The 26963-nt window shown below is 63.8% G+C and carries 30 protein-coding genes and 1 other RNA gene; 14 read left to right on the top strand and 17 right to left on the bottom strand.

What is annotated here, in order from left to right; genetic code table 11:
• Positions 1 to 17: 17 nt before the first annotated feature.
• From WGH93_RS06565 to WGH93_RS06545, 5 genes are all read right to left on the bottom strand, one after another.
• Entirely contained in the window at positions 18 to 839 is an 822-nt protein-coding gene (locus WGH93_RS06565; RefSeq protein ID WP_374764069.1) for a TIGR00282 family metallophosphoesterase, read from the bottom strand.
• A gap of 72 nt (positions 840 to 911) precedes the next feature.
• On the bottom strand, positions 912 to 1514 hold the full coding sequence (locus tag WGH93_RS06560) for a 5-formyltetrahydrofolate cyclo-ligase (RefSeq protein WP_374764068.1): 603 nt from the start codon (positions 1512 to 1514) through the stop codon (positions 912 to 914).
• A 29-nt stretch (positions 1515 to 1543) separates the two neighbouring features.
• Positions 1544 to 1702: non-coding RNA, 6S RNA (gene ssrS, locus WGH93_RS06555), on the bottom strand.
• Between the two features lie 12 nt (positions 1703 to 1714).
• Positions 1715 to 2029 (bottom strand): cell division protein ZapA, encoded by a 315-nt coding sequence (locus tag WGH93_RS06550; protein ID WP_374764067.1) that lies wholly within the window; start codon positions 2027 to 2029, stop codon positions 1715 to 1717.
• 28 nt (positions 2030 to 2057) lie between these two features.
• Positions 2058 to 2759, bottom strand: a complete 702-nt coding sequence (locus WGH93_RS06545; protein WP_374764066.1) for a coiled-coil domain-containing protein — start codon at positions 2757 to 2759, stop codon at positions 2058 to 2060.
• A 274-nt stretch (positions 2760 to 3033) separates the two neighbouring features.
• Here WGH93_RS06545 and tkt point away from each other — a divergent pair, with 274 nt between their 5' ends.
• From tkt to thiE, 5 genes are all read left to right on the top strand, one after another.
• Positions 3034 to 5013 carry a transketolase gene (gene tkt, locus WGH93_RS06540; protein ID WP_374764308.1) on the top strand — a complete coding sequence of 660 codons (1980 nt, stop codon included), beginning with the start codon at positions 3034 to 3036 and terminating at the stop codon, positions 5011 to 5013.
• A gap of 57 nt (positions 5014 to 5070) precedes the next feature.
• Positions 5071 to 6078 carry a type I glyceraldehyde-3-phosphate dehydrogenase gene (gene gap / locus WGH93_RS06535; protein ID WP_374764065.1) on the top strand — a complete coding sequence of 336 codons (1008 nt, stop codon included), beginning with the start codon at positions 5071 to 5073 and terminating at the stop codon, positions 6076 to 6078.
• Between the two features lie 100 nt (positions 6079 to 6178).
• Positions 6179 to 7345, top strand: coding sequence for a phosphoglycerate kinase (locus WGH93_RS06530; RefSeq protein ID WP_374764064.1), 1167 nt, complete (start codon positions 6179 to 6181; stop codon positions 7343 to 7345).
• A 216-nt stretch (positions 7346 to 7561) separates the two neighbouring features.
• Positions 7562 to 8482 carry a class I fructose-bisphosphate aldolase gene (locus WGH93_RS06525; protein WP_374764063.1) on the top strand — a complete coding sequence of 307 codons (921 nt, stop codon included), beginning with the start codon at positions 7562 to 7564 and terminating at the stop codon, positions 8480 to 8482.
• Between the two features lie 89 nt (positions 8483 to 8571).
• Entirely contained in the window at positions 8572 to 9234 is a 663-nt protein-coding gene (gene thiE, locus WGH93_RS06520; RefSeq protein WP_374764062.1) for a thiamine phosphate synthase, read from the top strand.
• Here thiE and WGH93_RS06515 read toward each other — a convergent pair.
• The 4 genes from WGH93_RS06515 to purE all read right to left on the bottom strand — a co-directional run bounded on the left by WGH93_RS06515 (position 9231) and on the right by purE (position 11954).
• Positions 9231 to 9596: a globin family protein gene (locus WGH93_RS06515; protein ID WP_374764061.1), complete on the bottom strand. Its 366-nt coding sequence runs from the start codon at positions 9594 to 9596 to the stop codon at positions 9231 to 9233. The genes thiE and WGH93_RS06515 overlap by 4 nt on opposite strands.
• 163 nt (positions 9597 to 9759) lie before the next feature.
• Positions 9760 to 10230, bottom strand: a complete 471-nt coding sequence (locus WGH93_RS06510) for a DoxX family protein (protein ID WP_374764060.1) — start codon at positions 10228 to 10230, stop codon at positions 9760 to 9762.
• Positions 10231 to 10368: 138 nt separating this feature from the next.
• Positions 10369 to 11448, bottom strand: coding sequence for a 5-(carboxyamino)imidazole ribonucleotide synthase (locus tag WGH93_RS06505; RefSeq protein ID WP_374764059.1), 1080 nt, complete (start codon positions 11446 to 11448; stop codon positions 10369 to 10371).
• Entirely contained in the window at positions 11445 to 11954 is a 510-nt protein-coding gene (gene purE, locus WGH93_RS06500) for a 5-(carboxyamino)imidazole ribonucleotide mutase (protein ID WP_374764058.1), read from the bottom strand. Before purE ends, WGH93_RS06505 begins: the two co-directional genes overlap by 4 nt.
• Before the next feature lie 250 nt (positions 11955 to 12204).
• Between purE and WGH93_RS06495 the strand changes: the two genes are divergently transcribed.
• On the top strand, positions 12205 to 12957 hold the full coding sequence (locus WGH93_RS06495) for a GGDEF domain-containing protein (protein WP_374764057.1): 753 nt from the start codon (positions 12205 to 12207) through the stop codon (positions 12955 to 12957).
• An 84-nt stretch (positions 12958 to 13041) separates the two neighbouring features.
• Here WGH93_RS06495 and WGH93_RS06490 read toward each other — a convergent pair whose 3' ends face one another.
• Positions 13042 to 13239 carry a YdcH family protein gene (locus WGH93_RS06490; protein ID WP_374764056.1) on the bottom strand — a complete coding sequence of 66 codons (198 nt, stop codon included), beginning with the start codon at positions 13237 to 13239 and terminating at the stop codon, positions 13042 to 13044.
• A 36-nt stretch (positions 13240 to 13275) separates the two neighbouring features.
• Here WGH93_RS06490 and WGH93_RS06485 point away from each other — a divergent pair, with 36 nt between their 5' ends.
• Complete coding sequence (locus tag WGH93_RS06485; RefSeq protein ID WP_374764055.1) at positions 13276 to 13773, top strand: TIGR02444 family protein; 498 nt, start codon at positions 13276 to 13278, stop codon at positions 13771 to 13773.
• Between the two features lie 46 nt (positions 13774 to 13819).
• On the opposite strand, the gene WGH93_RS06480 is transcribed toward WGH93_RS06485, so the two are convergent.
• Positions 13820 to 14410: a UbiX family flavin prenyltransferase gene (locus WGH93_RS06480; protein WP_374764054.1), complete on the bottom strand. Its 591-nt coding sequence runs from the start codon at positions 14408 to 14410 to the stop codon at positions 13820 to 13822.
• Between the two features lie 149 nt (positions 14411 to 14559).
• On the opposite strand from WGH93_RS06480, the gene WGH93_RS06475 reads away from it, so the two are divergent.
• Positions 14560 to 14727: a YdcH family protein gene (locus WGH93_RS06475; RefSeq protein ID WP_374764053.1), complete on the top strand. Its 168-nt coding sequence runs from the start codon at positions 14560 to 14562 to the stop codon at positions 14725 to 14727.
• Between the two features lie 188 nt (positions 14728 to 14915).
• Positions 14916 to 16340, top strand: coding sequence for a sulfatase family protein (locus tag WGH93_RS06470; protein WP_374764052.1), 1425 nt, complete (start codon positions 14916 to 14918; stop codon positions 16338 to 16340).
• Between the two features lie 137 nt (positions 16341 to 16477).
• Here WGH93_RS06470 and WGH93_RS06465 read toward each other — a convergent pair whose 3' ends face one another.
• Positions 16478 to 17110 carry a cell cycle transcriptional regulator TrcR gene (locus tag WGH93_RS06465; protein WP_374764051.1) on the bottom strand — a complete coding sequence of 211 codons (633 nt, stop codon included), beginning with the start codon at positions 17108 to 17110 and terminating at the stop codon, positions 16478 to 16480.
• Positions 17111 to 17419: 309 nt separating this feature from the next.
• Positions 17420 to 18400: an NAD(P)H-quinone oxidoreductase gene (locus WGH93_RS06460; protein WP_374764050.1), complete on the bottom strand. Its 981-nt coding sequence runs from the start codon at positions 18398 to 18400 to the stop codon at positions 17420 to 17422.
• Between the two features lie 143 nt (positions 18401 to 18543).
• Between WGH93_RS06460 and WGH93_RS06455 the strand changes: the two genes are divergently transcribed.
• Positions 18544 to 18744 carry a DUF1192 family protein gene (locus tag WGH93_RS06455; RefSeq protein ID WP_374764049.1) on the top strand — a complete coding sequence of 67 codons (201 nt, stop codon included), beginning with the start codon at positions 18544 to 18546 and terminating at the stop codon, positions 18742 to 18744.
• Between the two features lie 108 nt (positions 18745 to 18852).
• Here WGH93_RS06455 and WGH93_RS06450 read toward each other — a convergent pair whose 3' ends face one another.
• The gene (locus WGH93_RS06450) at positions 18853 to 19323 is read right to left on the bottom strand and encodes an Hsp20 family protein (protein WP_374764048.1); all 471 of its coding nucleotides are present in this window, start codon (positions 19321 to 19323) and stop codon (positions 18853 to 18855) included.
• A 264-nt stretch (positions 19324 to 19587) separates the two neighbouring features.
• Positions 19588 to 19812 (bottom strand): 50S ribosomal protein L31, encoded by a 225-nt coding sequence (rpmE, locus tag WGH93_RS06445; RefSeq protein ID WP_374764047.1) that lies wholly within the window; start codon positions 19810 to 19812, stop codon positions 19588 to 19590.
• 238 nt (positions 19813 to 20050) lie between these two features.
• On the opposite strand from rpmE, the gene WGH93_RS06440 reads away from it, so the two are divergent.
• Positions 20051 to 21838: an ABC transporter transmembrane domain-containing protein gene (locus WGH93_RS06440; protein WP_374764046.1), complete on the top strand. Its 1788-nt coding sequence runs from the start codon at positions 20051 to 20053 to the stop codon at positions 21836 to 21838.
• A 64-nt stretch (positions 21839 to 21902) separates the two neighbouring features.
• Positions 21903 to 22550 carry a DUF8692 domain-containing protein gene (locus tag WGH93_RS06435; protein WP_374764045.1) on the top strand — a complete coding sequence of 216 codons (648 nt, stop codon included), beginning with the start codon at positions 21903 to 21905 and terminating at the stop codon, positions 22548 to 22550.
• A gap of 5 nt (positions 22551 to 22555) precedes the next feature.
• Here WGH93_RS06435 and WGH93_RS06430 read toward each other — a convergent pair whose 3' ends face one another.
• Positions 22556 to 23971 carry a mannose-1-phosphate guanylyltransferase/mannose-6-phosphate isomerase gene (locus WGH93_RS06430; protein ID WP_374764044.1) on the bottom strand — a complete coding sequence of 472 codons (1416 nt, stop codon included), beginning with the start codon at positions 23969 to 23971 and terminating at the stop codon, positions 22556 to 22558.
• 123 nt (positions 23972 to 24094) lie between these two features.
• On the opposite strand from WGH93_RS06430, the gene gmd reads away from it, so the two are divergent.
• Both gmd and WGH93_RS06420 read left to right on the top strand, forming a co-directional pair.
• On the top strand, positions 24095 to 25168 hold the full coding sequence (gene gmd / locus WGH93_RS06425) for a GDP-mannose 4,6-dehydratase (RefSeq protein WP_374764043.1): 1074 nt from the start codon (positions 24095 to 24097) through the stop codon (positions 25166 to 25168).
• Positions 25169 to 25172: 4 nt separating this feature from the next.
• A complete protein-coding gene (locus tag WGH93_RS06420; protein ID WP_374764042.1) occupies positions 25173 to 26117 on the top strand; it encodes a GDP-L-fucose synthase family protein in 945 nt (314 codons plus the stop codon).
• A gap of 84 nt (positions 26118 to 26201) precedes the next feature.
• Here WGH93_RS06420 and WGH93_RS06415 read toward each other — a convergent pair.
• On the bottom strand, positions 26202 to 26963 hold a 762-nt coding region (locus WGH93_RS06415; RefSeq protein ID WP_374764041.1), incomplete at its 5' end, for a transposase.

Here is a 26963-nt window from a genome sequence, read left to right as displayed (position 1 = left end):
GTCGGGTCATTGGCCGGTCAGTCCAGCGTCGGCACCGTATTGGCGAGCCGGGGGCCGATGCGCACGGGCTCGATGCGTTTGGCAAGGCCGGTGCGGTCGTCCGATTCCACGAACACGCCGCACACCGTGGCCTCCCCCTTGGCGGGTTCGAAGCGGCCCCGGTTCAGCTTGGTGCGAAAGCGGCTGAGCGGCTCTTCCTTCTGCATCCCGATCACGCTGTCATAATCGCCGCACATGCCCGCATCGGTCTGATAGGCGGTGCCGCCGGGCAGAATCTGGGCATCTGCCGTGGGAATATGGCTGTGGGTGCCCACCACCAGCGTGGCGCGGCCATCCGCATGGTGGCCCATGGCCATCTTCTCGGATGTGGCATCCCCGTGAAAATCGATCAATATGGCGCTTGCCTTATGGCCGAGGCGGTGCTTGCCCAGCACCTCATCCACCGCCCGGAAGGGGCAGTCCATCGGGTCCATGAACACCCGGCCCATGGCGTTGATCACCAGCAGGGAGCGTCCGCGCCCGGCATCCATCATGTGAAAACCGCGCCCCGGCGTGCCGGGGGGATAATTGACCGGGCGCAGCACGCGCGGCTCACTTTCCAGCAGGCCGGTAATCTCGCCGCGCTGGTCGAAGGTGTGGTTGCCGCCGCTGATGATATCCACGCCCGCCTCGAAAAGCTGGGCGGCGATCTTGCCCGTCAGGCCAAAGCCAGCGGCGGCGTTTTCGCCGTTCACAACCACGGCATCCAGTTTCAGGCGATCTTTCAGGTCGGGTATGGCCTCCATGGCAGCGGTGCGGCCGGTGCGGCCCATCAGATCCCCTAGAAACAGAAAGCGCATGATGTGTCTTGTCCCGATTGCCCTGGCCCTTGACGGGGCCGGTTGGTGTCGCCCGTTTGAATGGTCGCCCTTTTAGCCGGTTTTGCGGGGAAAGACCACACCGGCCTCCGTGATCACGCCGTGCAGCGGCATGTCGTGGGGTTCCACGGGCAGGTGGTCCACCAGTTGCGCGCCATACGCATAACCGAAGGCCCGCACATGGGGATGGGCGGCCAGCGTGCGGTCATAATAGCCGCCGCCATAGCCCAGCCGGTGGCAGGTTTCGTCAAAGGCCAGAAGCGGCACCACCAGCGTATCGGGTATGACTTCCGGCGCGTCGGGCGCGGGGTGGCTGGTGCCAAGCGATCCCTGTTCCAGCGGGTCGCCCGGCGCCCAGCGGCGGAAGCGTAGCGGCGCGCCGCGCTCCACCACGGCGGGCAGGGACAACTCGATCCCGGCGCGTTCCAGTTTCTGGATCAGGAATCGGGGGTCCAGTTCGTCCCCCATGGGCCAGTAGAGCGCCACCGTGCCCCCGCTGCCGGTAAGCAATCTGGCGCCGTGATCAGCGGCCTGCTCGGCGGCGCTTGTGCCCAGCAGGGCGCGAGCGCCTGCCCGCATCTTTCGGGCATGGGCGCGCAGTGCCGACTTGTCCAGGGTCGGGGCCGGGTTGTCGAACGGGGGGGTGGTCTCTGTCATGGGCGCCACCTGTTGGGGGGAAGATACGCGGCGGGACCGCCTCTGCCGTGGAAAGTTTGGACCCTCCGGAACCTGTTGACCAGGTGGGCGCCGTTTGGAAGAGACCACGGCCTCTAACAGGGACAGCTCCCTATCGGAGATTATAGCCCCAGGGGTACCTTCGTATTCCACGCACAGCGCAGTGCCCGCCTGCGCCTTATTTAGGGCCTTGGCAGGCTGTCCGCAATGGTTTCCACTTCCCCGGCGATTTCTTGGATCATGCCGGCCACGTCGGTGGCGCTATAGTCCCCGCCAATGCCGCCGCCCTTGCCCGCCAGCGTGTCGTGCAGTTCATCCGTGATCAGGATGGCCACCATCACTAGCAGCCGCGCTTCGCTCACATGGCCCAGCTTTTCGGTCAGTTCCGTGGCCTTGTCATCCACATAGGTGGCCAACCGGCGCAGATGGTCTTCTTCCCCCTCGCTACAGCCGAGGCGGTAATTCTGATTGTTGATGCTTACCGTGATCTGCGCCATGGCCGCTGCCCCTGCCTGATTGTGTATTCTATTCGGCTGCCCTGGTGCCGTGGGCCTCCAGAACGCTTTCCAGCCGGGTGATGGCATCATCCAGCGCCTGACTCAGCGTGGCCCGCTCCGCGTTCAGTTGCGCCATCTGGCTGGTCATGTCCGACTCGCGAGCGCTCAGGCGTTCATTGCTGGCCTTCAGGGCGGCGATTTCGGCCTCCCGCTCTTTCAGGCTGTCCTCAAGCGCGCGCTTGCCCTCGTCATTGCTGTTGCCTGGGCTGTTGCCGGGCGCGTTGACGGCGGCTTCGGCCTTGGCCTCAAGGTCGCGGAACTGGGCCATCAGCCGCTCCTGATCCGCCTTGAGCCTGTCCACCTCCGCCGTCAGATCGTCCCGTTCGGAAGTCAGACGGTCCCTGTGGGATATCAGCTCATCGCGTTCGGCTTGCATCTTGTTGGCATCGGCCCTGGCAGCGTCCCGTTCTTCCCGGATGCGGGCGAGCGTTTCCGCCTGTTTTGCCTCATCGGCCTTGCTATCCCGCGCCGCCGCAAGGTCCGCCGACAGGGCGTCGGCTTTTTCGGTCGCGGCCTGGGCCTGCTCTGTCCGTGCCTGAAGGCGGGCTTCCGCCTGGTTCAGGCGCTCGGTCAGGGTGCGGGTGCTGGCTGCCTGATCCGCCAGTCGGCTGAGTGCGGTTTCGAGTCGGCGTCTGGCCGCTTCCAGCGCATCGTCTGCGGTGGCCGTCATGCTGTCCCCCTGCATGGAAACGGGTGGGGTGCCGGACGCACCGCCCGGCCCGGCACGAAGAATAGGGCGGGGTGGCCTTTCACGTCAATCGCCACGATCGCCGGGCGGGGCGGTTGACTATCCGGGGGGCAGAGTCCATTTTGTGCGCGCTTTTGAGGCGCGGGACCGGGGCAGGCGGTCTGTCGCGCCTGTTGCCAGTCCCCGTTGCCCGCCCGTTATGTTCAGGCCCAATTTTCGGAGCGATACGCCCATGAGCGATGTGAACGCAGCCCCCATAGAGGATACCCGCCGCCAGACCATGGCCAATGCCATCCGCGCCCTGGCGATGGATGCGGTGCAACAGGCCAATTCCGGCCATCCGGGGATGCCCATGGGCATGGCCGATGTGGCGACTGTGTTGTATGACCGTTTTCTCGCCTTCGATCCCGCCTGGCCGGACTGGCCGAACCGGGACCGCTTCGTGCTGTCCGCCGGGCACGGGTCCATGCTGCTGTATGCGCTGCTGTATCTGACCGGCTATGAGCGGCCCACGATCGACGACATCCGGAATTTCCGCCAGCTTCACAGCCCCACCGCGGGCCACCCCGAATTCGGGGAATGTCCGGGGATCGAGACCACCACCGGCCCGTTGGGGCAGGGGTTGGCCACATCGGTGGGCATGGCGATCGCGGCGGAGAAGACCCGCGCCGAGCTGGGGCCGGACCTGGTGGATCATTACACCTATGTGATGGCGGGCGATGGCTGTCTGATGGAAGGCGTGAGCCATGAGGCGCTGTCCCTTGCCGGGCATCTGAAGCTGTCCCGCCTGATCGTGCTGTGGGACGACAACAATATCTCCATCGACGGCGATACCGGCCTTGCCACGTCGGACGATGTGCAGGCGCGCGTGGCCGCCCATGGCTGGCATGTGCAGAGCGTGGACGGCCATGACATGGAATCCGTCGAGGCCGCCATCGAACAGGCGCAGGCGGACGACCGGCCCAGCCTGATCGCCTGCCGCACCGTGATCGGTTTCGGTTCGCCCAACAAGAAGGGCACCGCCGGGGTGCATGGCGCGCCGCTGGGGGATGAGGAAATCGCCCTTGTGCGCAAGGAACTGGGCTGGGACGCCGCGCCCTTCGAGATCCCGGACGATGTGCTGGCAAACTGGCGCGCGTTGGGCGAAAGGGGCGGTGAGGCGTCGGCCCGCTGGAAGCAGGCTTTTGACGGGCTTGCGCAAGACCGCCGCTCGGACGTGATCCGCCGTCAGGAAAAGCGCCTGCCCGCCGGATATGACGCCGCGATGGATGCCTACAAGAAGTCCCTGGCCGAGGAGCCGCAGACCGTGGCCACCCGCAAGGCCAGCCAGATGGCGCTTGAGGTGATCAATGATGCGGTGCCGGAAACGCTGGGCGGGTCGGCGGATCTGACCGGCTCCAACAACACCAAGACCAGCCAGACCACGGCGATCACGGCTGACGATTTCTCTGGCCGTTATATCCATTATGGTGTGCGGGAATTCGGCATGGCGGCGGCCATGAACGGCATTGCGCTTTATGGCCAGCAGATTCCCTATGGCGGCACCTTTCTGGTGTTCACCGATTATGCCCGGCCCGCCATGCGCCTGTCGGCGCTGATGGGCCAGCGGGTGATCTATGTGATGACCCATGACAGCATCGGGCTGGGCGAGGACGGGCCGACTCACCAGCCGGTGGAGCATCTGGCCAGTCTGCGCGCCATGCCGAACATGACCGTGCTGCGCCCCGCCGACCCGGTGGAAACGCTGGAATGCTGGGATTTGGCCCTGCGCAATACCACGGGGCCGAGCGTGCTGTCGTTGACCCGGCAGAAGCTGCAACCGGTGCGCACCACCCATGAAAGCGACAATCTGTGCGCGCGGGGCGGCTATATATTGCTTGAGGCCAGCGACACGCCGCAGGTGGTGCTCGTGGCTTCCGGTTCCGAGGTGGAGATCGCCGTGGCGGCCCGCACCGCGCTTGAAGGCCGGGGCGTGCCCACGCGGGTCGTTTCCATGCCGTCCACCACGCTGTTCGATGCCCAGAATGCGGATTACCGGGCCGATGTTCTGCCCGATGCGCCTCTCAAGGTGTCCATCGAGGCGGCGACCACGTTCGGCTGGGATCGCTATGTGGGCACGCGCGGCATCAAGATCGGCCTGGACAGCTTCGGGGCCTCCGCCCCGGCGGACGCGCTGTATGAGCATTTCGGGCTGACCGCCGAGCATGTGGTTGCGGCGGTGCAGGATAGACTTTAAGTACGGGATCAGGCGGGCGACAAGCCCTGTATCAACCGGTTCAGCAAGGAGAGTGCAATGAGTGTTCGCGTATCGATCAACGGGTTTGGCCGGATCGGCCGGAACGTGCTGAGGGCGATTGCGGAAAGCAAGCGCACCGATATCGAAGTGGTGGCCATCAACGATCTGGGCGATGCGGAGATGAATGCCTATCTCCTTAAGCGCGACTCGGTCCACGGCCCCTTCCCCGGCACCGTGGAGGTGGACGGCGACAAGCTGATCGTCGATGGCAAGTCGATCCGCGTCACCGCCGAGCGGGACCCCGCCAAGCTGCCCTGGAAAGAAGAGCGGGTGGATATCGCGCTGGAATGCACCGGCCTGTTCACCGATCGCGCCAAGGCGGCCCTGCATCTGGATGCGGGCGCGAAAAAGGTTCTGATCTCCGCGCCGGGCAAGGAAGTGGACCGCACCGTTGTATATGGCGTGAACCATAAGGATCTGACCGCCGATGACGTGGTGGTCTCCAATGCTTCTTGCACCACCAACTGCCTGGCGCCGGTGGCCATGGTGCTGGAACAGGCCGTGGGGATCGAGCGCGGCTACATGACCACCGTGCACTCCTATACCGGCGATCAGCCGGTGCTGGATACGCTGCACAAGGACCCGCGCCGGGCGCGGGCCGCCGCCATGTCGCAGATTCCCACCTCCACCGGGGCCGCCAAGGCCGTGGGGCTGGTTCTGCCGCAACTGGCGGGCAAGCTGGACGGGTCCGCCGTGCGGGTGCCCACGCCCAATGTGTCGCTGGTGGACCTGACCTTCGATGCGCGCAGCGAAACGGATGTGGATGCTGTTAACGCGGCGATCAAGGCCGCGGCGGAAGGTCCGCTCAAGGGTGTTCTGGGCTATGAGGACATGCCCGCCGTCAGCATCGACTTCAATCACAATCCCAACAGTTCCACATTCGATTCCAGCCAGACCAAGGTGATCGATGGCCGCTTCGTGCGGGTGCTGAGCTGGTATGACAATGAATGGGGCTTTTCCAACCGCATGGCCGATACGGCGGTGGCCATGGCGAACGCCGGTTAGGACAGCAACAGGGGGCGGCGCTTGCGGGTGCCGCCCCTTCTGGTTCCGGCAAAGTGTCACATAACAGAGGGTCCGCCCCCGGCGGCGGGCAAGACAGGCTATGAGTTTCAAGCGACTGGACGATCTGGGCGACCTGACGGGCAGGACCGTGCTGGCACGGGTGGATTTGAACGTGCCCATGAAAGACGGCGCCGTGAGCGATGACACACGGCTTCAGGCGGTCAAGCCCACCGTGGACAAGATTCTGGCCAAGGGGGGGCGCGTGGTGCTGCTGGCCCATTTTGGCCGCCCCAAGGGGGAAGTGGTGCCCGAAATGTCCCTGAAGCCCGTGGTGCCCGCGCTGGCGCGTGTGCTGGGCCGGGATGTGGGCTTTGTGGAACTGGGGGACGGCCTGCCCGACACGGCGGTCACGGTGATGGAAAACACCCGCTTCTTTCAGGGCGAGGAACGCAATGACTCGGACCTGGCCGAACGCTTTGCCAATTACGGCGACATTTATGTGAACGATGCCTTTTCCGCCGCTCACCGGGCCCATGCCTCCACGGAGGCGCTGGCCCGCCTGCTGCCCAATGCGGCGGGGGAGACCATGGCCGCCGAGCTGGAGGCGCTGGAAGCCGCCCTTGGCAAGCCGGAGCGCCCGCAGGCCAGCGTGGTGGGGGGCGCCAAGGTGTCGTCCAAGCTGAGCGTGCTGGAAAACCTGCTGGACAAGACCGACCATCTGATCATTGGCGGCGGCATGGCCAACACCTTTCTGTATGCCAAGGGCGTGGATGTGGGGGCATCGCTGTGTGAAAAGGACATGGCCGACACTGCCCGCACCATTCTGGACCGGGCCGCGGAACTGGGCTGTACCGTGCACCTGCCCAGCGACGTTGTGGTGGCCAGGGAATTCAAGGAAGGCGCCGAATGCCGCACGGTGCCGGTGGACAGCGTGGCCGCCGATGAAATGATCCTGGACACCGGGCCGGACAGCGTGGAAGCCCTGAAAAAGGTGCTGGATGGCTGCAAGACCCTTGTGTGGAACGGCCCCATGGGCGCCTTTGAAATCCCCCCCTTCGACGCGGCCACCAATGCCCTGGCCCGTCATGCGGCGGACCTGACCCGCGCGGGCAAGCTGATGTCCGTGGCGGGCGGCGGTGATACGGTGGCGGCGCTGGCCGGTGCCGGGGCACGGGACGGGTTCACCCATATTTCCACCGCGGGCGGGGCCTTTCTGGAATGGATGGAAGGCAAGACCCTGCCGGGGGTGGCGGCCCTGTTCGACTGACGCGCGTTTTACCGCACTGCAAAATAGCAGGTGCCGTATCGGGTTGCCCGGTGCGGCATTTTTTCTGCCTTTTCAGACGTTTGCATTCGATTGCAAAGCCTGTGCGGCGTTGCGGCATGAAGGCGCTTGAGCTATGCCCTAGGAAGGCGCCGGATCGGTGCCGGAGCGACAGGGCCCGAACGCGGGAGGTCGGGCGACGCAAGCAGGGGGGCATCCATGCGGGTGACGAAAAAGGTTCAATCCATCCTTTCCAATTATGGCAGCGACAATCCGGGCACCAAGGCCAATCTGGCCCGCATATTGTGTACCGGCAGGCTGGCGGGCACCGGGCGCATGGTGATCCTGCCGGTGGATCAGGGGTTCGAGCACGGCCCCGCCCGGTCCTTCGCGCCCAATCCGGCGGCGTATGATCCGCTGTATCACTGGCAGCTCGCCATCGATGCGGGGCTCAATGCCTTTGCCACCACCCTGGGGATCATGGAGGCGGGCGCCGATCGCCTCGCCGGGCGGATTCCCACCATTCTCAAGATGAACAGTTCCAATAGCTGGGCCACGGCCAGGGACCAGTCCACCACCGCCAGCGTGGATGACGCGGTGCGGCTGGGCTGCTCGGCCGTGGGCTTTACCGTCTATCCGTGCAGCGATCACGCGCTGGACCTGTTCGAGGAGTTCGCCGCCATTGCGGAAGAAGCCAAGGCGAAAGGGCTGGCCGTGGTGCTGTGGTCCTATCCGCGGGGCGGAGAGCTTTCAAAGCCCGGCGAAACGGCGCTGGACGTGGTGGCCTATGCCGCCCATCTGGCGGCGGAAATGGGGGCGCATATCATCAAGGTGAAACTGCCCAGCGACCATCTGGAACAGCCTGAGGCGAAAAAGGCCTACCAGGACCACGGCGTGGCCATGGCCACACAGGCCGATCGGGTGCGCCATATCATGGATGCCGCCTTTGCCGGGCGCCGTCTTGTGGTGTTTTCGGGCGGCTCCAAAAAGGGCAGCAACAGCCTGTATGACGATGCCCGCGCCATTCATCAAGGCGGCGGTAATGGCTCCATCATCGGGCGGAACACTTTTCAGCGCCCCCGTGATGAGGCCCTGGCCATGTTGTCGGATGTGATCGCGATCTATAAGGGGCAGGGCTGAGCGCCGCGCCCCGGCCTTGCTGTGTCCCCCGGTCCACCCGTGCGGCGGCAGGATTGACGCCGGGGGCGGGGCGGCCTATGACAAGGCCCATGACGGAACAAACGCCCCCCTTGCAGGACCGATGCGGCCTGTATCTCATCACGCCGGATCGGATCGATGATCCGGCGGCCTTTGCCGACGATCTGGCCGCCGGGCTCGCCGCCGGGCCGGTGGATGTGCTGCAACTGCGCCTGAAGCATGGCGGCGATGCCGCCATCAGGGCGGTATATGCGGCGATCGAGCCGGTGTGCGCGCGCTTCGATGTGCCCATTCTGATCAATGACCGGGCGGACCTGGCGGCAGAGTTGGGCGCGGACGGCGTGCACCTGGGCCAGGATGACGGCGACGTGGCCACTGCCCGCGCCCTGTTGGGCCATGACAGGGATATCGGCGTGACCTGCCATGACAGCCTGCATCTGGCCTTTGAAGCGGGGGAGGCGGGAGCCGACTATGTGGCCTTCGGCGCCTTCTATCCCAGCGGTACCAAGGAGCGGCGCTTCGCCCCGGAACCGGACTTGCTCAGCCAGTGGGACGTGGTGACGGAACTGCCCGCCGTGGCCATTGGCGGCATCACGCCGGACAATTGCACGGCACTGGCCCGTGCGGGGGCGCATTTCGTGGCGGTGTGCGGTGCTGTCTGGCAGGCGCAAAACGGCCCGGCTGAGGCCGTGGCCGCGTTCACGCGGGCGCTGGATGCGGCGCGTTCCGCCTAGACACCGTGCAGGATGATATCCTTGAGGCTTCGGGCGGCGCCCACCAGCTTGGCGGTCATCACATCGGATACGTCGGCTGCTTTCAGTGATTCATCCAGCAGGCAGGTGAACCGCTCGAACAGGGCGGGGGTGACCTGGCCCGTCTTTCGCAGGCGGGCATGGGCGCGGGACATATAGTCCGCCGTGTCGCTGCGCCCTTCCATCACCAGGGTTGCCAGCATCCAGTGCAGCTTGCGCTTCAGACTGTTCGTATCCGCGCGTGCAAAGACCGGGGCAAGCTCCGGGTCCGTGATCAGGCGGTCATAGAAGTGATTGATGGCCGTTTTGACGGCGGGGGATGTGAGGGGGTTGGTGTCCGGCACTGCGCGATTTCCCTACTTGGCCTGATCTGTCTGATTCTGCAACATGGCAGGCAAGCTGCCATGGACCGGTTACTGTTGCGTTAATGGGCGGGTCACAAGGGTGTGACCCGCCATCTTGTTATACTGGTGCAACTGCCGATCGGGTCAGTGTGATAACGCTATCTCAGAGCGCCCAGCCGATGCGGCGGTCCAGACTGTGGCGGTTGCCGCCTTTCAGGGTGAAGTGCAGGGCGATCATGGCCCAGAGCACGGGGTATTCAAAACCGCCCGCATTCCAGAAAAAGCCGTTTCCAAGGTGAATCGTCGCCGCCACCAGCAGCATGACGGTGATCGCCGCGCCCGCCAGCCTTGTGAGCAGGCCGATGGCCAGCATCAGGCCGCCGAAAAACTCCACCATGCCAGCGCCGAAGGCGGCAAGAAGGCCATGCGAGAAGCCGAGCTGGCTTTCGAAGAACTGGCCGGTGGTTGTCAGGCCGTGGCCGCCGAACCAGCCAAACAGCTTCTGGGCGCCGTGGGGCATCAGGAAAATCCCGGCCCCGGCGCGCAGCAGCGTTTCGCTGAGCGGGGCGAGGGGGGACAGGCGGGATTGCAGATCGAACCGGGGCGCGCCGGCGGTGGTGGTCGTGTCGGTCATGATGGCCTCCTTCAGGTCAGGGTGGGGCGGCCGATCCGCCCCGTCTGATCACCAGACTAAGCGGGCAATCCGATCCCGCCTAGCCTTGAAGCCGTCATCGCCGTGTTGCGCTTTGGGCAACGCCGCCGGATATTGCGATCAGGACCGTTCGTCCCGATAGACCCAGGTGATGTGGCCCATCTTGCGGCCCTCGCGGGCTTCCCGCTTGCCATAATGGTGATAATGGGCCTGCGGGTCCTTCAGGCATTCCTGCCAGTCATTGATGGCATCGCCCAGCAGGTTGATCATGCGACAGCGGGCCAGCAGGTCCGTCGGCCCCAGCGGCAGGCCGCAAATGGCGCGAATGTGCTGTTCGAACTGGCTGGTGGCGGCACCTTCCAGGGTCCAGTGCCCGCTATTATGGACGCGCGGCGCCATTTCATTGGCGTTCAGGGTGCCGTCGTCCCGCACGAACAGTTCCAGCGTCATCACGCCCACATAGTCCAGCGCATTGGCGATCTTTGTGGCCATAACCTTGGCCTTGGCTTCCAGCGGATCGGACATGGCGGCGGGCACCTGGGTTTCCCGAAGCTGGCCTTTTTCATGGTGATTTTCCGAGACCGGAAAGGCCGCCACATCCCCTGCCACGCTGCGGGCGACGATCACGCTCACCTCCCGGTCAAAGGGAATCCGCTCCTCCGCGATGGCGGGTGCTCCGCTTAGCGCCTGCAAGGCTGGCTCAATGCCCTTGCGCGTCTTGATAAGGGCCTGACCCTTGCCGTCATAGCCGCCGAAGCGCGTCTTGACGATGGCGGGTTTGCCCACGGTCTTGAGGGCGCCGTCCAGCCCTTCCGCGTCCTCAAAGGCGGCATAATTGGCGGTTTTCACGCCACTTTCATTGAGAAAGTCCTTTTCCCGCAGCCTGTCCTGAGTAATGCGTAGCGGTTCGGTGCCGGGCCGCAGCAGGGTGTGGCGCGCGACGATTTCCGCCGCGGCAACGGGCACGTTTTCGAATTCATAGGTGGCCACGGATACGGCTTTGGCGAAAGCCTCCAGCGCTTGCTCGTCGTCATAGGCTGCCTCGTGGACGGTGTGGGCCACGTCGAAGGCGGGGCTGTCCGCGTCCGGGCAGAATATATGAACCCGGTAGCCGAAACGGGCGGCGGCCAGCGCCAACATGCGGCCCAACTGGCCGCCGCCAAGAATGCCGATGCTGCCGCCCGGTGCGATAATGGTCATGCCTTTGAGCCTTCATTCCGTGTGGGGTGGGCCGGAACACCGGCGCTTTGCTGGCTGCGGAACTGGTCCAGCCGGTCAGCCAGTGCCATATTGTTGAGGGCCAGAATCTGGGCCGCCAGAAGGGCGGCATTGGTGGCGCCCGCCTTGCCGATGGCCAGCGTGCCCACGGGCACACCGCCAGGCATCTGCACGATGCTGTGCAGCGAGTCCACACCGCTGAGCGCCTGGCTTTCCACCGGTACGCCAAGAACCGGCAGCGGCGTGAGGGCCGCCACCATGCCGGGCAAATGGGCCGCCCCGCCCGCGCCCGCGATGATCACCTTGATACCCGAATCCCGCGCGCTTTTCGCAAAGTCATACAGGCGCTGCGGCGTGCGATGGGCGGATACGATGCGGCTTTCATGGGGAACGTCGAGCTGTTCCAGCACGTCCACGGCATGACGCATGGTGGGCCAGTCGGACTGGCTGCCCATGATGACGCTCACGAACGGGGTCTGATCGGTCATTGGCACTCACTGGTGTTGCATTGCAAAATGTCGAAAGCGCGGCGCAGTCTAGGCCCCGGCCACCCGGCTGACAAGCCCTGCACATGGCCCCGCTCACGGGCGATGGCCATGCGGTATCCGGCGACCTTGATTCCGGCGCGGTGGCGGCTGGCCTTGTAAGGGGATTCCTTTTGGCTGCATAATGGGCTAGAAAACCCAAGCCGTGGCGCGCAAATGCGGGCGCGCTGACGACCACAAGGGCCCGGTGTCGATGAAAGTATCCAACAGCCCCGGAATCAGCCGGACCACGCCCACGCGGCGCACCGGTGCGGCTGAGCGGGTCTCCGCCAGTGACCGGACCGGGCGCGCGTCGGCCCCGAGCCGAACCGTGCAGGACACAGTGGAGGTTCTCGGCATCCCGCCCGAGGAAATGACCCCCAATGTGAAAAACGCCATCATGACCCTGATGTCGGAGGTGGATGGCCTGCGCCGGGATCTGGAACAGTCCAACCGCCGCCTTCGGGAGCTGGAAGACCTGGCGGATATGGATGCCTTGTTACCCATCCCCAATCGCCGAGCTTTCGTGCGGGAGCTGAATCGCATGATTTCCTTTGCCCAGCGCTATGGCACGCCGTCCACGCTGGTATTCATCGACATGAACGACATGAAGCAGATCAATGATACATTCGGGCATGAGGCGGGGGACAGGGCCCTGTTCCACATGGCCCGCCTGCTGGTGGACAATACCCGCGGCACGGATGTGGTGGGGCGCCTGGGCGGCGATGAATTCGGCGTGATTCTGGCTCAGGCGGACGAAACCACAGGCCGGGAAAAGGCCGCCGAACTGGCGGATATGGTGATGGCCACACCGTTCGAGGCGGGGGGCGAGGCGATCCGGCTCAATCTGGCATATGGCCTTTATACCTTTCGCGGCGAGGACGATCCGAACGCGGCGATCCAGAAGGCGGACGAGGCCATGTACGCCCACAAGAAGGCGGTCAAGGGCGAAGCGGACATACGATAAGGCGATACCCGGTCACAACCGGGGGAGTGGCGCCGGGCGCCCACGGATGATAAAGACCCGTGCAGACTGGGAAATCATGCGGGGTCAGGCAATGATGTCGGGGATGAGCATACCTTGCAGGCGACCGATCTGGTCTTTCAGGGACAGCTTGCGTTTTTTCAGGCGGCTGACCTGCATCAGATTGGCCGGGCCGGTGCGTGTCAGGGCATCTATGGCATCGTCCATGTCCCGGTGCTCCTGCTCCAGCGCCGCAAGACGGGCGCGCACACTCTCCTGATCCATATGAAACCGGGCCTCAATTCAGGGAAATTAATCACGATGCAGACCAGTGGGGAGATTAACACGGGGGATTCTGGAAAGACAATCTCTACCGAGTTTTTCCGCGATGCGGATGCCTTCTGGGCGCACAGTCTGCGCCTGTACGATGTGCCGGGGGTGGCCGATCGGCTGATCAGGGCGCAGGACAGCACCGGCATGGACGTGAACATGGCGCTGCTTCTGGGCTGGCTGGAAGGCTTCGGGCTGGAGCCCGCCGGGGATGTGTTCGAGGCATTGGGCGCGGCATCCCGCCACTGGCACAAGGGTATTCTGGCGGATGTGCGGGCGCGGCGCCGTAAAATGAAGGGCCAGCCCGGCTATGATGTGGTGAAAAAGCAGGAACTGAAGCTGGAACGCGCTGCCCAGAAGGCGCTGATCCGGGCGTTGGGCGGCAAGGCGGTGAAAGGCACCGCCACCCTTTCCCAATATCTGGAAGCCCTGGGCCTTCAGGCGGATGAGGCCCGCGCCCTGCACGCGCATCTCATCACCCGGCCCTGAGGGGCGGCGGCCAAAGACGGGGTAGGGGCCAAAGGCGGGATGGGCTTTACCGATCCGGTGCGCGCCCCGTCCAGCGATGGACGGCGGGGCTGTTCAACTGGAACAGGTCCAGCGCGCGCCCCACGCTGTGCCGGACCATTTCATCTAGGCTTTCCGGGCGGCCATAAAAGCCGGGAACGGGCGGCGCGATGATGGCGCCCATTTCGCTCAGGCTGGTCATGGTGCGCAGATGGCCCGTGTGCAGCGGTGTTTCCCGAACCATCAGCACCAGCGGGCGGCGCTCCTTCAGCATCACGTCTGCGGCGCGGCTCACCAGGCTGCTGGTTACGCCGCCGGCAATCTCCGACATGGTGCGCACGCTGCACGGTGCCACCAGCATACCCCGCGCCCGGAAGGAGCCGCTGGCAATGCTGGCGCCGATATCCCTGGCATTGTGCACCACGTCCGCAAGGGCGCGCACGTCCTTCGGCGCCAGGTCGGTCTCCTCGGTGATGGTGCGGTCCCCGGCGGCGGAAACGACGAGGTGCGTCTCCACCGGCAGGTCAGAGAGAAGCCGGAGCGCGGTGATGCCAAAAATGGCACCGCTGGCACCGGTAATGGCAATCACGATCCGATCTTTGTGAGTCTTTTCCGTCATGATGGATCGGCCCTTTGCCGCGCGCCGCAGGGCGCAGAATAACCGATGGAAAATACTGATTTTTAGGGGCGCGTCAATTCCTGTCTTGAGAAACCCGTTTTGGTCTGCTTGACTTGGTGTTCCAACCAATCGAAAGGGAGTACCAAGGGATGAGCATGCAAACGCACGTGGAAGCGCTCAACAGTAAACATGCCCGGATCGAAAACGCGATCCATACCGAAGAAACCCGTCCCAATCCCGACACCATTCGCCTGATGCAGATGAAGCGTGAGAAGCTGCGCCTGAAGGAGGAGATTTCCCGCCTGAAAGCTCATTAATCCTTCCAGATAGCGTCAGGCAGAATCAGCCTGAGCCAGACATGCACGGCGCCGGGCCCTTGGGTTCCGGCGCTTTTATTGTGTGCGGGGCCGTGCTTCGGTACGCGGGCGGAGCAGGGCGGTATTGTAATCGTTTGCATTCGCGCCTAGCCTGCCCGCGGGGACACATATCAGGAGGGAGGCGAATCATGGTCGATCTGACCCGCAGGCAGTTTACCGGGGCCGGTGTGGCCGGTATGGCATTGAGCGGCCCGGCGGCGCGCATGGCGTCGGCGGCCACAGGCGCCCCGCCCAACATTCTGGTGTTCGTTGCCGATGATGCGGGCGCCCGGCATTTCGGCTGCTATGGCAATCCCACGATCCGCACGCCCCATATTGATCGACTGGCCGCCGAGGGGTTGACCTTTGACAATGCCCATTTGACTACGCCGCAGTGCAGCCCGTCGCGCATCAGCATTCTGACCGGACTGTACCCCCATGCAACCGGGGCCGAAGACCTGCACATGCCCATGCCGAAAGAACACGAGGTGGTGCCCGGTTATCTGCGCCAGCAGGGCTATTTTACCGGCATGATGCAGAAAACCCATATCGGTCCCTATGCCGAGGCGCGGTTTCACTGGTACGACCCGGAGCTGGACGGGCTGGATCGCTTTCTTGATTCCGCTAAGGAAAAACCCTTTTTCATGTGGGTGGCCTTTGGCGATCCGCACCGGCCGGCGGACCCGGAAACCGGCCTGCCCACTTATGCCAAGGGGGCGGTGGAGCCGCCCCATGATCCGGCAAAGGTGGCGGTGGCGCCCTATCATGCGGACACGCCCGAAACCCGCGAGGATATTGCCCGTTATTATGACTATATCGCCCGCATGGACGGCGTGATCGGGGAGCAGATGGCAACGCTGGAGCGGCGCGGCCTTCTGGACAATACGCTGGTGGTGTTCCTCAGCGACAATGGCGCCCCCTTCCCGCGGGAAAAAGGCGCGCTCTATGACGGCGGGGTGAAGACCCCCCTGATCTTCCGCTGGCCGTCCCGCGTGCCAGCGGGGCGGCGTTATGGGGGCGTGGCCAGCGTGATCGATCTGGCCCCCACATTCGTCGATCTGGCGGGGATGGCCGTACCGGATGTGATGCAGGGCCAGAGCATCAAGGCCGGGCTGTTCAATCCCGACCGGCTCAGCCGCGCCCAAGCTTTCAGCGAACGCAACTGGCACGACACGGATGAACATATCCGGTCCATCCGCACCGAGCGCTATCGCCTGATCCACAATGCGTATGTGCATCTGCCGCACGGGTCGCCCGCGGATGTGTCCGAAAGTCCCACATGGCGGGCGCTTTATGCGCGCAAACAGGCGGGCACCCTGACACCCGCTCAGGCCCGGCTGTTCGAGGTGCCGCGGCCTGAGATAGAGTTCTACGACCTGGAAGCGGACCCGTGGGAAGTGACCAATCTGGCCGGTGATCCGGCGTATCGGGCGCTGATCCGCGACCATTTCGCGGAACTGGCCCGGTGGCGCGAAAGCACCGGGGATTTCCCGCCGCATGAGCGCCGCCGCGCCGGGCATACGGATCGGGTGACCGGCGTTTATTTTGGGGACAGCATACCGCCACAGCGTTAAGAGGCGGGCCTTGCGGGCCTGCTTCCCCCTGTTAGCTTTCCCCCGCCAGCTTTCCCGTGTCGGCTTTTCTGTGCCGGGCCGGGCAGAGGGGCGTGGCCCCCCCTGGCGCCGCCCGGCTGAACGGGGGCTGGCTGACCTTAGCTGGTTTCGCCGCTTTCGCCCGCATCCCCGGCGGTCGCGGCTTCGCTTTCAGGAGCGCTTTTTGGGGCATCCTGAGCGGCTTCCGCTTCCGCTTTGGCTTCTTTCCTGGCTTTCTTGTCGGCGGCTTCGCGCACGGCTTCATCCAGTTCCGTCTGGCGGCACAGGCCGAGTTGAACCGGGTCCTGGGCGCGGATATTGGACTTGTTCCAGTGGCTGCCGTCCCGGATCGATTGGATGGTGGGCTTGGTGGTGCCCACAAGCCGCGAAATCTGAAGGTCGCTCAGTTCCGGGTGGTGGCGCACCAGCCAAGCAATGGCATCCGGCTTGTCCTGGCGCTTGGACAGCGGGGTATAGCGCGGCCCCTTGGTGCGCTTGATGGCGGCCACATCATCCTTGACCATTTCCAGGCGCGCATCGGGGTCCGCCTGACAGCGATTGATCTCGTCCCATGTGAGCTGGTTCGTGGTGGTGGGGTCCTGGCCGACCATATTGGTGGCGATGGTGCCATCCGCGATACCCTGAACCTCCAATTCGTGCAGCTCGCAGAAATCGGCGATCTGCTTGAAGGTGAGCGCGGTATTGTCCACCAGCCAGACGGCGGTTGCCAGCGGCATCAGGGGTTGGGTCATGGCGTCATTCCTCATCCTTTAAAGACAGCGCGGCTCCTTTCAGGCTGCCCGGCTGAACACCGGACGGCCTGTCCCCTTTCCGGTCATATGGCCAGAGGGCGCGCCCGGTGCAAGGCCAGCTTCAGCTCTCAAAGGCGCGCAAAAAAGGGGAAGGACACCTTCCTGAAATCGGCTTATCAGGCTTTGACCGGCTTGTCACATATTTTGGTGCCCGTTTCGGTGCGCGCTTTCGGGTGCCGGGGCGTGCATCCGTGTGCGCATCTGGGCGTGCATCGGGGCAGCGTATCTGGGTGGCCTGCCCCCCATGGTTTACAGGGTCAGGATCACCTTGCCGCGATGTTTGCCTTCATCCAGATAGGCATGGGCGTCCGCCGCCCTGTCCAGCGGGAAGGTGCGGTCCACCACTGCCGTAACCATGCCCTGTTCGATCAGGGGCCAGACCTTGACCCGGAGCTTGCCCGCGATGGCGCCCTTGAAGCCATTGTCCCGCGCGCGCAGCGTGCTGCCCGTCAGCACCAGCCGCTTGCGCATGACCGGCCCCATATCCAGCGACACTTTGGACCCGCCGAGAAAAGCGATGGACACATGGCGCCCTTCTTCGGCCATGCAGGCGATATTGCGGGCCACATAATCACCGCCGATCATGTCCAGCACCACATCAACACCCCGATCCTTGGTGAAGGCTTTTGTTTCCGCAACGAAATCCTGTGTCTTGTAATTGATGGCCAGATCGGCGCCCAGTTCGTCGCGGCAGAAGGCCGCTTTTTCATCCGACCCGACGGTGGTGATCACCGTGACATTATAGGACTTGGCAAGCTGGATCGCCGTGGTGCCGATGCCGCTGGTGCCGCCGTGGATCAGCAGGGTTTCGTCCTGTTTCAGTTCCGCCCGGTCGAACATGTTGGACCAGACGGTGTAAAAGGTTTCCGGCACGCCGCCGGCGGCCACTTCATCCAACCCTTCCGGTAGATAAAGGCAGGTTTCCACCGGCGCCACGCAATATTCCGCATAGCCGCCGCCCGTGACCAGGGCACAGACCGGCTCCCCCTCCTGAAATTCGGTCACGCCTTCGCCAAGGGCGGCCACGCGCCCGCTCACCTCCAGGCCTGGAATGTCGGACGCCCCTTCCGGCGCGGGGTAGAGCCCCATGCGCTGGAATACGTCCGGCCGGTTGACGCCAGCCGCCGTGACCTTGATCAGCACCTCGCCGGGGCCGGGTTCGGGTACGGGTCTTTCCACCGGTTTGAGAACTTCCGGCCCGCCGGGCTGGGTGATTTCAATGGCTTTCATCTGGATTGCGCTCCCTCAACTGTTGGGCCAGAGTTTGCCCACCGGCGGCGCCCCTGACAACCCCTTGTGGGTGGATGGGCCTTGCCAGACACGGGGCCGGGTGGCCATGCTGGGCCGGGGCGTATCAAGTGGGAGATGACGGCATGGACGAAGACGACAGCCCGAAGCCGCGCGGCGATGCGCTTGCCGCGGTGGAACGGGAGGACCTGTCCACCCTGGGCGTGGAGGGCTTGCAGGACCGGATCGCGCGGCTGGAGGGCGAAAAGGCCAGGACCGAGCAGGCGCTCGCGGCGCGGCAGTCCTCCCGCGCGGCGGCCGAGGCGCTATTTTCCGGCAAAGGGTGAGGCTGTCGGGGCAGGCATGAGGCCGGTCATAGTGGGGCCGGCGTCAAAAACCGAAAAAAAGGGACGGCCCGGTGGCCGTCCCCCTGATGTGCTTGCGCATTGTCGCCCTTAGGCGGCGTCCGCCTCGATCGCCTTGGGCGCTTTTTCATCGGCGCCGCTTTGAATGGCGATCTGGCGCGGCTTCTTGTGGTCGGGAATGACCCGTTTCAGGCCCACTTCCAGAAGGCCGTTTTCGAAGCGCGCCTCACCCACCTGTACGGTCTCCGCCAATTGGAAGCGGCGCTCAAAGGCGCGTTTGGCGATGCCGCGATGCAGATAGGTGGGGGCCTCGTCCTCGCTGGTTTCTTCCGCCTTGCCGGAGATCACCAGTGTTCCGTCCTGCACGGTCACGTCCAGTTCATCCGGGCGGAAACCGGCCACGGCCATGGTGATGCGATAGTCGTCTTCGCTCAGCTTTTCGATATTATAGGGCGGATAGCCGGGCGCCTCGTCCGAGGCGAAGGAACTGTCCAGCAGACGGTTCAGATGGTCGAAACCAACGGAACTGCGCAGCAGGGGGGTCAGATCGAAGTGTCTCATGGGTTTGTCCTCCTTTTGAAGCGACAGGGTTTGACCCGCCATTTGGCCGGGTCTTGTCTCAGGTCCGGTCCCGTATGGATCGTGGCGACCGGATACTTGAGCAGATAAGAAATTATCGCTTCCGTTCAAGAGGGCAGGGCCCGGTTTCCGCAAAAAACGGGCACAAAAAACGCCACCCGAAAAGGGCGGCGCTTTTTAAATGGTTCGCCCACGACATCAGATGCCGGGGGCGGCCTGTATCCGGCGCGTGGCGCCGGAGCAGACTTATTTCTTGAGACCGAAAGAGCCGAACCGCTTCTTGAAGCGGGCCACCTGGCCGCCTTCCAGCGACTTGCGCAGGCCACCGGTCCACGCCGGATGGGACGTGGGATCGATTTCCAGCTTCATGGTATCGCCTTCGCTGCCCCAGGTGGAGCGGGTTTCGAATTCGGTCCCGTCGGTCATTACCACCTTGATTGTGTGGTATTCGGGATGAATGCCCTGTTTCATGGTCGCACCTCCAAAATTTGAGGGCGGTGTATAGGGGATCGCGGGCGCGATTGCAAGGCTTGCCGTGCACCCGGTGACGGTTTTTTCAAATGGAAGGTCAGGGTTTTTCATCTCAGGCGCTGGCGTGCCGGTAAAAGCCCGCTGGACGGGGGAGCGCGACCCCGTATATCAAGGCGTGGGACATGATGACGGCGCGGCGGATCATCCGCCCGTGGCGGCCATCCGTGCAGGAGCTTTTATGGCAGACGCCCGATCTGACACAGCGGCCCCGGAGTCGCCCGACGGGGCGGAGCCGAAACGGCTGGCCAATCTGGCCACGCTTTGGGGGTTTGTGAAGCCCTATAAGGGGCGGCTGGTGCTGGCGCTCACTTTTCTGGTGATCAGTGCCATGACGGTGCTGCTGGTGCCCACGGCTTTTCAGGGGATCGTGGACCGGGGCTTTGCGGCGGGCGACACCGGGCGGGTGGATCGTTATTTTCTGATTTTCGTGGCCATTGTGCTGGTGCTGGCGCTGTCCACGGCGTTTCGGTTTTATTTCGTCACCTGGCTGGGGGAGCGCGTGGTGGCGGATATTCGCAAGGCGGTCTATGGCCGCCTGATCAGCCTGTCCCCCGCCTGGTTCGAAACCAACCGTCCGGGGGAAATCGTCTCCCGGCTCACCGCCGACACCACCCTGGTGCAGAATATTGTGGGGCAGGATGCCAGCATCTGGGCGCGGAATGCGCTGATCGCGCTGGTGGGCACGGGCTGGCTGTTTTTCATGTCGCCCAAGCTGATGGCCCTGATCGCACTGGTCATTCCGCTGGTGATCGGCCTGCTGGTGGCGGTGGGGCGCCGGGTGCGCACCCTGTCCCGCACCAGTCAGGACCGGGTGGCCGATGTGGGGGCCCAGGCGTCCGAGTCGCTGATGGCGCTGCCGGTGGTGCAGGCGTTCACGCAGGAAAAGGCCGAGGCCCGGCGCTTTGGCGGTCGGGTGGACGAGGCGTTCAGCGCTGCCCGCCAGCGCATCCGGGTGCGGGCGATCCTGACCTTCAGCCTGATCTTCCTGATCTTCGGCGCCATTGCGCTTGTCATGTATGAGGGCGTGCAGGATGTGATGACGGGTGCCATGTCCGGCGGCGAAATGCTGGCTTTTATCATGCGGGCGGTGTTCGTGGCCGGGGCCTTCGGCGCGCTGTCGGAGGTGTATTCCAATCTGCAACGGGCGGCGGGTGCCGCCGGGCGGCTGGCGGAGCTTCTGAACGCCACCAGCCCCATACGCCCGCCTGAAAACCCTGCGGCCCTGCCGCTGCGTGTGCGCGGTGACATCGACTTCGAGCATGTGGGATTCTGCTATCCCGCCCGGCCCGATGCCGCCGTGCTGGATGACATCCATGTGAGCATTGCGCCGGGGGAGACCGTGGCGCTGGTGGGGCCGAGCGGTGCGGGCAAGTCCACCATGCTGCAATTGCTGCTGCGCTTTCACGATGTCACCACGGGGCGCATCCGTATTGACGGCGTGCCCGTGGACCGGCTGAACCCGATGGACCTGCGCCGCCAGATGGCGTTCGTGCCACAGGAAACCGTGGTGTTTGCCGATACGGTGCGGGAAAACATCCGCTATGGTCGGCCGGACGCGGGGGATGCGGAGGTGCGCGCGGCAGCCGAGGCCGCGGCGGCGCTGGATTTCATCGAGGAACACCCGGACGGCTTCGATGCCCAGCTTGGCGAGCGGGGTACACGCCTGTCCGGCGGCCAGCGCCAGCGCATTGCCATTGCCCGCGCTATCCTGAAAAACGCCCCGGTCCTGCTGCTGGACGAGGCCACAAGCGCGCTGGACGCCGAGTCGGAAGGCAAGGTACAGGCGGCCCTCACCCGTCTTATGGCCGACCGCACCACACTGGTGATCGCGCACCGCCTTGCCACGGTGAAGCAGGCGGATCGGATTCTGGTGATGGACAGGGGCCGTATCGTCGCCACCGGCACCCATGATGAACTGGTACAGGCGGGCGGTCTCTATGCCCGGCTGGCGGCGCTGCAATTTTAAGGCGTGCTATCCGTATGGTGCTTTGATACACTCTCAGGTCGTACTTTGTATGTGTGAGTTTGTTATGCGACCTTCCTTTTTCGCTGCACTGAGATGGCGCGACCTTTATTTCTTCGCCCTGTTTCCGCTGATTCTTCTGGCGCTGAAGGGGCTGGAATGGCGCACGGGCACGGCGTGGCGCGTGGACCTAGCCGGTGTGAATGCCCTGATCGGCGCCAGTTTCGCCCTGATGGCGGCCAGTTTGAGTCACGGGGTCTATCTGTTGCTCAGCTGGGCCGATGGGGCGCGGCAGGCGAGGGCAAGCAGCCGGGTGCGGATTTTCTGGGTCGCGGCCACACTGCTTTTCCTGTTGCTGTTTCTTGATGCGGCCCTTGGCCTGCATGAGCGCATGGGGCTCCTTGGTCTGCCGGAGGTGAGCCTTTTCCTGGTTGAAGGCGCCCTGTTGGGGGGTGTGTTGGCGCTCAGGCGGTTCCGGCTGCCGGTGCCCGCGCTCGGTTTGCTGGGTCTGTTTGCCGTGCTGGCGGGTTCCGCAATACTCGGCGATATGAGTGCCGGCGGTGAAGGGGTGGTGCGCCTTTTCGGCCTTCGGTTCAGTTTCGAACAAAGCTTCGAGACGTTCGGCCTGTTCGCTCTCATGGCCGCCTTTCTGGTGCAGGCGCGCGCCGACCTGATGGACCAATGGAAGCTGACCTCGTCAGGCCGGGGCGCCTGACGGCCCTAAAGCCGGACCACGTCCGTATCGCTTAGTGTGCCGGTGCGTACTTCGATCAGGGTGACGGGGGCGTCCGTGCGGTTGGACAGGCGGTGCGGCACGCCGGGCGGCAGGCAGGTGCTTTCGCCGGGGCCGAGGGTGAGCGTGTCTTCCCCCCGCTCCAGCGTGGCCTTGCCGCTGACCACCACCCAGTGCTCGGTGCGTTCCTGATGATATTGCAGGGCCTGTTCCTCCCCGGCGCGGATCATCACTTCCCGCACTTCATAGGCGTCCCCCTCCAGCACCAGACGGCGCCAGAAGCCCCAGGGCCGGTGGCGCGTGCGGTGAACGGTGGCCTCTGGCCGTCCCTGCTCCTTTAGTCGTGTCACAAAGCGTTTGATGTCTTGATCCCGGTCGGTGCGGGCCACCAGCAGGGCGTCTTCCGTGGCCACCACGCTGATGCCGTTGAGGCCGAGGCCCGCCACCAGCAGGCCGTCCCCATTGATATAGCAGTCTGTGCAGTCCTCCAGCATCACATCGCCGCGGGTTACATTGCCCTGACCGTCCTTTGGCTGAACCGCCGCCAGCGCGCTGTAGGAGCCCAGGTCCGACCAGCCGAAACGGGCGGGCACCACCGCCGCGCGGTCGGTTTTTTCCATCAGGCCGTAATCGATGCTGGTGCCGTCCATGGCCTTGAAGGCCTGTTCGTTCAGGCGCAGAAAGTCCAGGTCCTCCCTGGCGTCTCCGATGGCGGCGCGGCAGGCGGACAGCAGGCCGGGGGTGTGGGCTTCCAGTTCATCCAGCACGGTGCCCGCGCGCATCAGGAACATGCCGCTGTTCCAGCTATAGCCGCCCTGCGCCAGATAGGTTTCGGCGGTCTTGCGATCCGGCTTTTCCCGAAACGCATCCACACGAAAGGCGGGGTGGGTGGCATGGTCGGTGAGCGCGGCGCCCGCCCGGATATAGCCATAGCCGGTCTCTGGCCGGTCGGGCGTCATGCCGAAACAGGTCAGATGGCCCTGGCTGGCCGCCTCCGCCCCGGCCCATACGGCTGCGCGGAAGCTGTCCGGGTCGGTGATCACATGGTCGCTTGGCAGCACGAGAAGCAATCGATCCGGGTTGTCCCGCGCCGCCAGCAGGGCCGCCACGGCGAGCGCGGGCAGGGTGTTTTTCGCCACCGGCTCCAGCACGATGGCGGCAGGGGCCGTGCCGGTTTCCCGCGCGGCCTCCGCCATCAGAAAGCGATGATGGTGGCTGCCAATGACGAGCGGCGGCAGAAAGCCGTGCTCCGGCGCCACACGGGCGAGGGTGCCCTCGAACAGGCTCCCGTCCCCCACCAGCGGCAGGAACTGCTTGGGGTACTGTTCTCGTGACAAGGGCCAGAGGCGAGAACCAGCGCCGCCTGACAGGATGACGGGCTGTATTGGAAGGGAAGGGGTCAAAATGAGGTCTCCACGGAGTCAATGTCGGCGATGCACTCTTAAGTAATACTGTTTCCCAAAATCTGGCAAGTGTGCTAAGCGATCTGACCCTAAAGAATGGTCATAAAAGAGGTCTCGCGTATCATGGCAAAAACCGCGCTCATTACCGGTATCACGGGGCAGGACGGGGCGTATCTGGCCCGCCAGTTGCTGGATGAAGGCTATGTGGTGCACGGCATCAAGCGGCGCTCCTCTTCTTTCAATACGGGGCGGATCGATCCCATCTATCAGGATTTGCACGAAGAGAATACGCGCCTGATCCTTCATTATGGGGACATGACGGACAGCGCCAATCTGATCGGCCTGATGAGCGATATCCAGCCTGACGAGGTGTATAATCTCGCGGCCCAGAGCCATGTGAAGGTGAGCTTTGAGACCCCCGAATACACCGCCAATGCGGATGCCATCGGAACTCTGCGGCTGCTGGAGGCGATCCGGCTGCTGAAGCTGGAGAACAAGACCCGCTTTTATCAGGCTTCCACCTCGGAACTCTATGGCCTGGTGCAGGAAACACCGCAGAGCGAGACCACGCCGTTTTATCCGCGCTCCCCCTATGCGGCGGCCAAGCTGTATGCCTATTGGATCTGCGTGAACTACCGGGAAGCCTACGGCATTTTCGCTTCCAACGGCATTCTGTTCAATCATGAGAGCCCGATGCGGGGGGAAACCTTTGTCACCCGCAAGATCACCCGCGCCGTGGCCGCAATCGAACTGGGGCTACAGGACGTGCTTTATCTGGGCAATCTGGATGCCAAGCGGGACTGGGGCCATGCCCGCGACTATGTGGATGGCATGTGGCGCATTCTTCAGCATGACAAAGCGGATGATTTCGTGCTCGCCACGGGGGAAACCCGCAGCGTGCGCGACTTCGTGGAGCGCGCCTTTGCCCGCGTGGGTCGCCCGCTGGAATGGCGCGGCAGCGGCGTGGACGAGGTGGGCCTTGATGCGAAAACGGGCGATGTGCTGGTGCGGATCGACCCGCGTTATTTCCGCCCCACGGAAGTGGACCTGTTGATCGGGGACGCCAGCAAGGCGCATGAGCAACTGGGCTGGCGGCATACGACCGATTTCAGTGCTTTGGTTGATGAAATGGTGGATGCGGATCGGGAGCTTCTGAAAACTGAGCGCTTGGTTCGTCTACAATATGGTCGGGACTGAACGAATGTCGGAAACTCTTTACCCTCTTGAGAATAAGAAAGTGTTGGTTACGGGGTCTGCGGGAATGGTGGGTTCCGCCGTCGTTCGGCGCCTTGAGCAGGAATCGTGTCAGGTGCGCCCGGTTGCGCGCAAGGATGGTGATTTGACGCGCCAGAGGGACGCGGAAGCTTTGTTGCAGGCGGAGGCTCCCGATGTGGTGGTTATCGCTGCGGCAAAGGTTGGCGGCATACTTGCCAACGATACCTACCCGGCTGATTTTTTATATGACAACCTCATGATCGCGGCCAATGTGATCCATGCTGCACATGAAAGCGGCGTGACGCGGCTATTGTTTATGGGGTCCAGTTGTATCTATCCCAAGTTCGCCCAGCAGCCGATGGAGGAATCGTCTCTCCTGACCGGTCCGCTGGAGCCCACCAATGAAGCCTATGCCGTGGCGAAGATTGCCGGTATCAAGCTATGCGATGCGTACCGCCGTCAATATGGGCGGCACTATATTTCCGCTATGCCTACAAATCTGTATGGTCCCGGTGATAATTATGACCTGAAGAACAGCCATGTTCTTCCTGCTCTTGTGCGAAAAATGGTGGAAGCGCGTGAGGCTGGTTCCCAGAGTGTCGAAATATGGGGGGATGGTTCTCCTCTCAGGGAATTCATGCATGTGGATGATCTGGCGGATGCCTGTGTTTTCCTGCTGAAGTCCTATGACAGGGAAGGGCCGATCAATGTGGGAACCGGGGAAGAGGTTTCTATTCGCCAGTTGGCCGAAATGATTGCCGCTGAGGTGGGGTTTGACGGTGATTTGGTGTTTGATACGGAAAAGCCCAATGGCACACCGCGCAAACTTATGGATTCCAGTCTGTTGCGGGAAGCCGGTTGGTCATTCGGGATCAGCCTTGAACGCGGCATAGAAAAGGTGGTTGCGGACTATCTGAACATGTCGAGATAGTCCGCAACAGGTAGTTCTATTGAAAGAGAGGTGGCCCTGTTTGGTTGGACAGGTTGGCGGCAAAATTAAGGGTGCTGCGACGCATCAAGTGGATTTTGTGACGTCGCCGATGGGTGCGGCGAGCAGGTATATCATGGTAATGAAGGTTTTTGGGTTGCTGTAGCCCCGGGCCCGGTGACGGGCGGCCTGGAAGATGGAGTTGAGGCCCTCCAGGCGTGCGTTGGAGTAAGTTGAGTGCCAGCGCTGGATGATGCGGTCGATCTGCTGGCGAACGGTGTTGATGGCCTTGCGGACCGGCGCCAGGGCCTCGGTTTCGGCGACGATCCCCTCTGCCATATGGAGGAAGCGGGTCAGGCGCCAGCGGGCGGCCTGGGGCGTGGATGCCCCCCGGACCCAGCGGAGCTTCTCCTTGATCTTGTAGGCCTCTGCCGTGGCCGTGCCGAGATTTTCCAGTTCGGCGAGGGCGTCCCTGTCGCGGGGCTTCAACTGCCCATCCCCGGCCTTGAGGGTCGCCCAGCGGGCACCCCTGGGCAGGCGGGTCGCCTTGGCCTCAAGGCGGCGGACGTTGTCCACGGCGTTGGTGAACAGTTGCACCGTGTGGAACCAGTCGACGGTGAGATGGGCATTCTCGAAGGTCTCCCCGGCAGCCTTCTGGAATGCGGCGGACATGTCGCAGACCACCTCGGCGACGGCGCTGCCGTCCCCGCCCTGACTTTCCAGGAACGCCCGGAACTGCCTGACACAGGCCTTGCCCTTGCCGGGAACGGCAAAAACCACCGGGGTCTCGGCACGATCAAGGTCGATGAAGACGGTCACATACCGATGACCGCGCTTGGCGGCGGTCTC

Origin of the sequence: Yunchengibacter salinarum (assembly GCF_037658235.1) — a bacterium.
Taxonomy (GTDB): domain Bacteria; phylum Pseudomonadota; class Alphaproteobacteria; order Sphingomonadales; family Kordiimonadaceae; genus Yunchengibacter; species Yunchengibacter salinarum.
The sequence above is the reverse complement of the archived record's forward strand: the minus strand, read 5'-3'. Positions and strand labels throughout refer to the sequence as shown.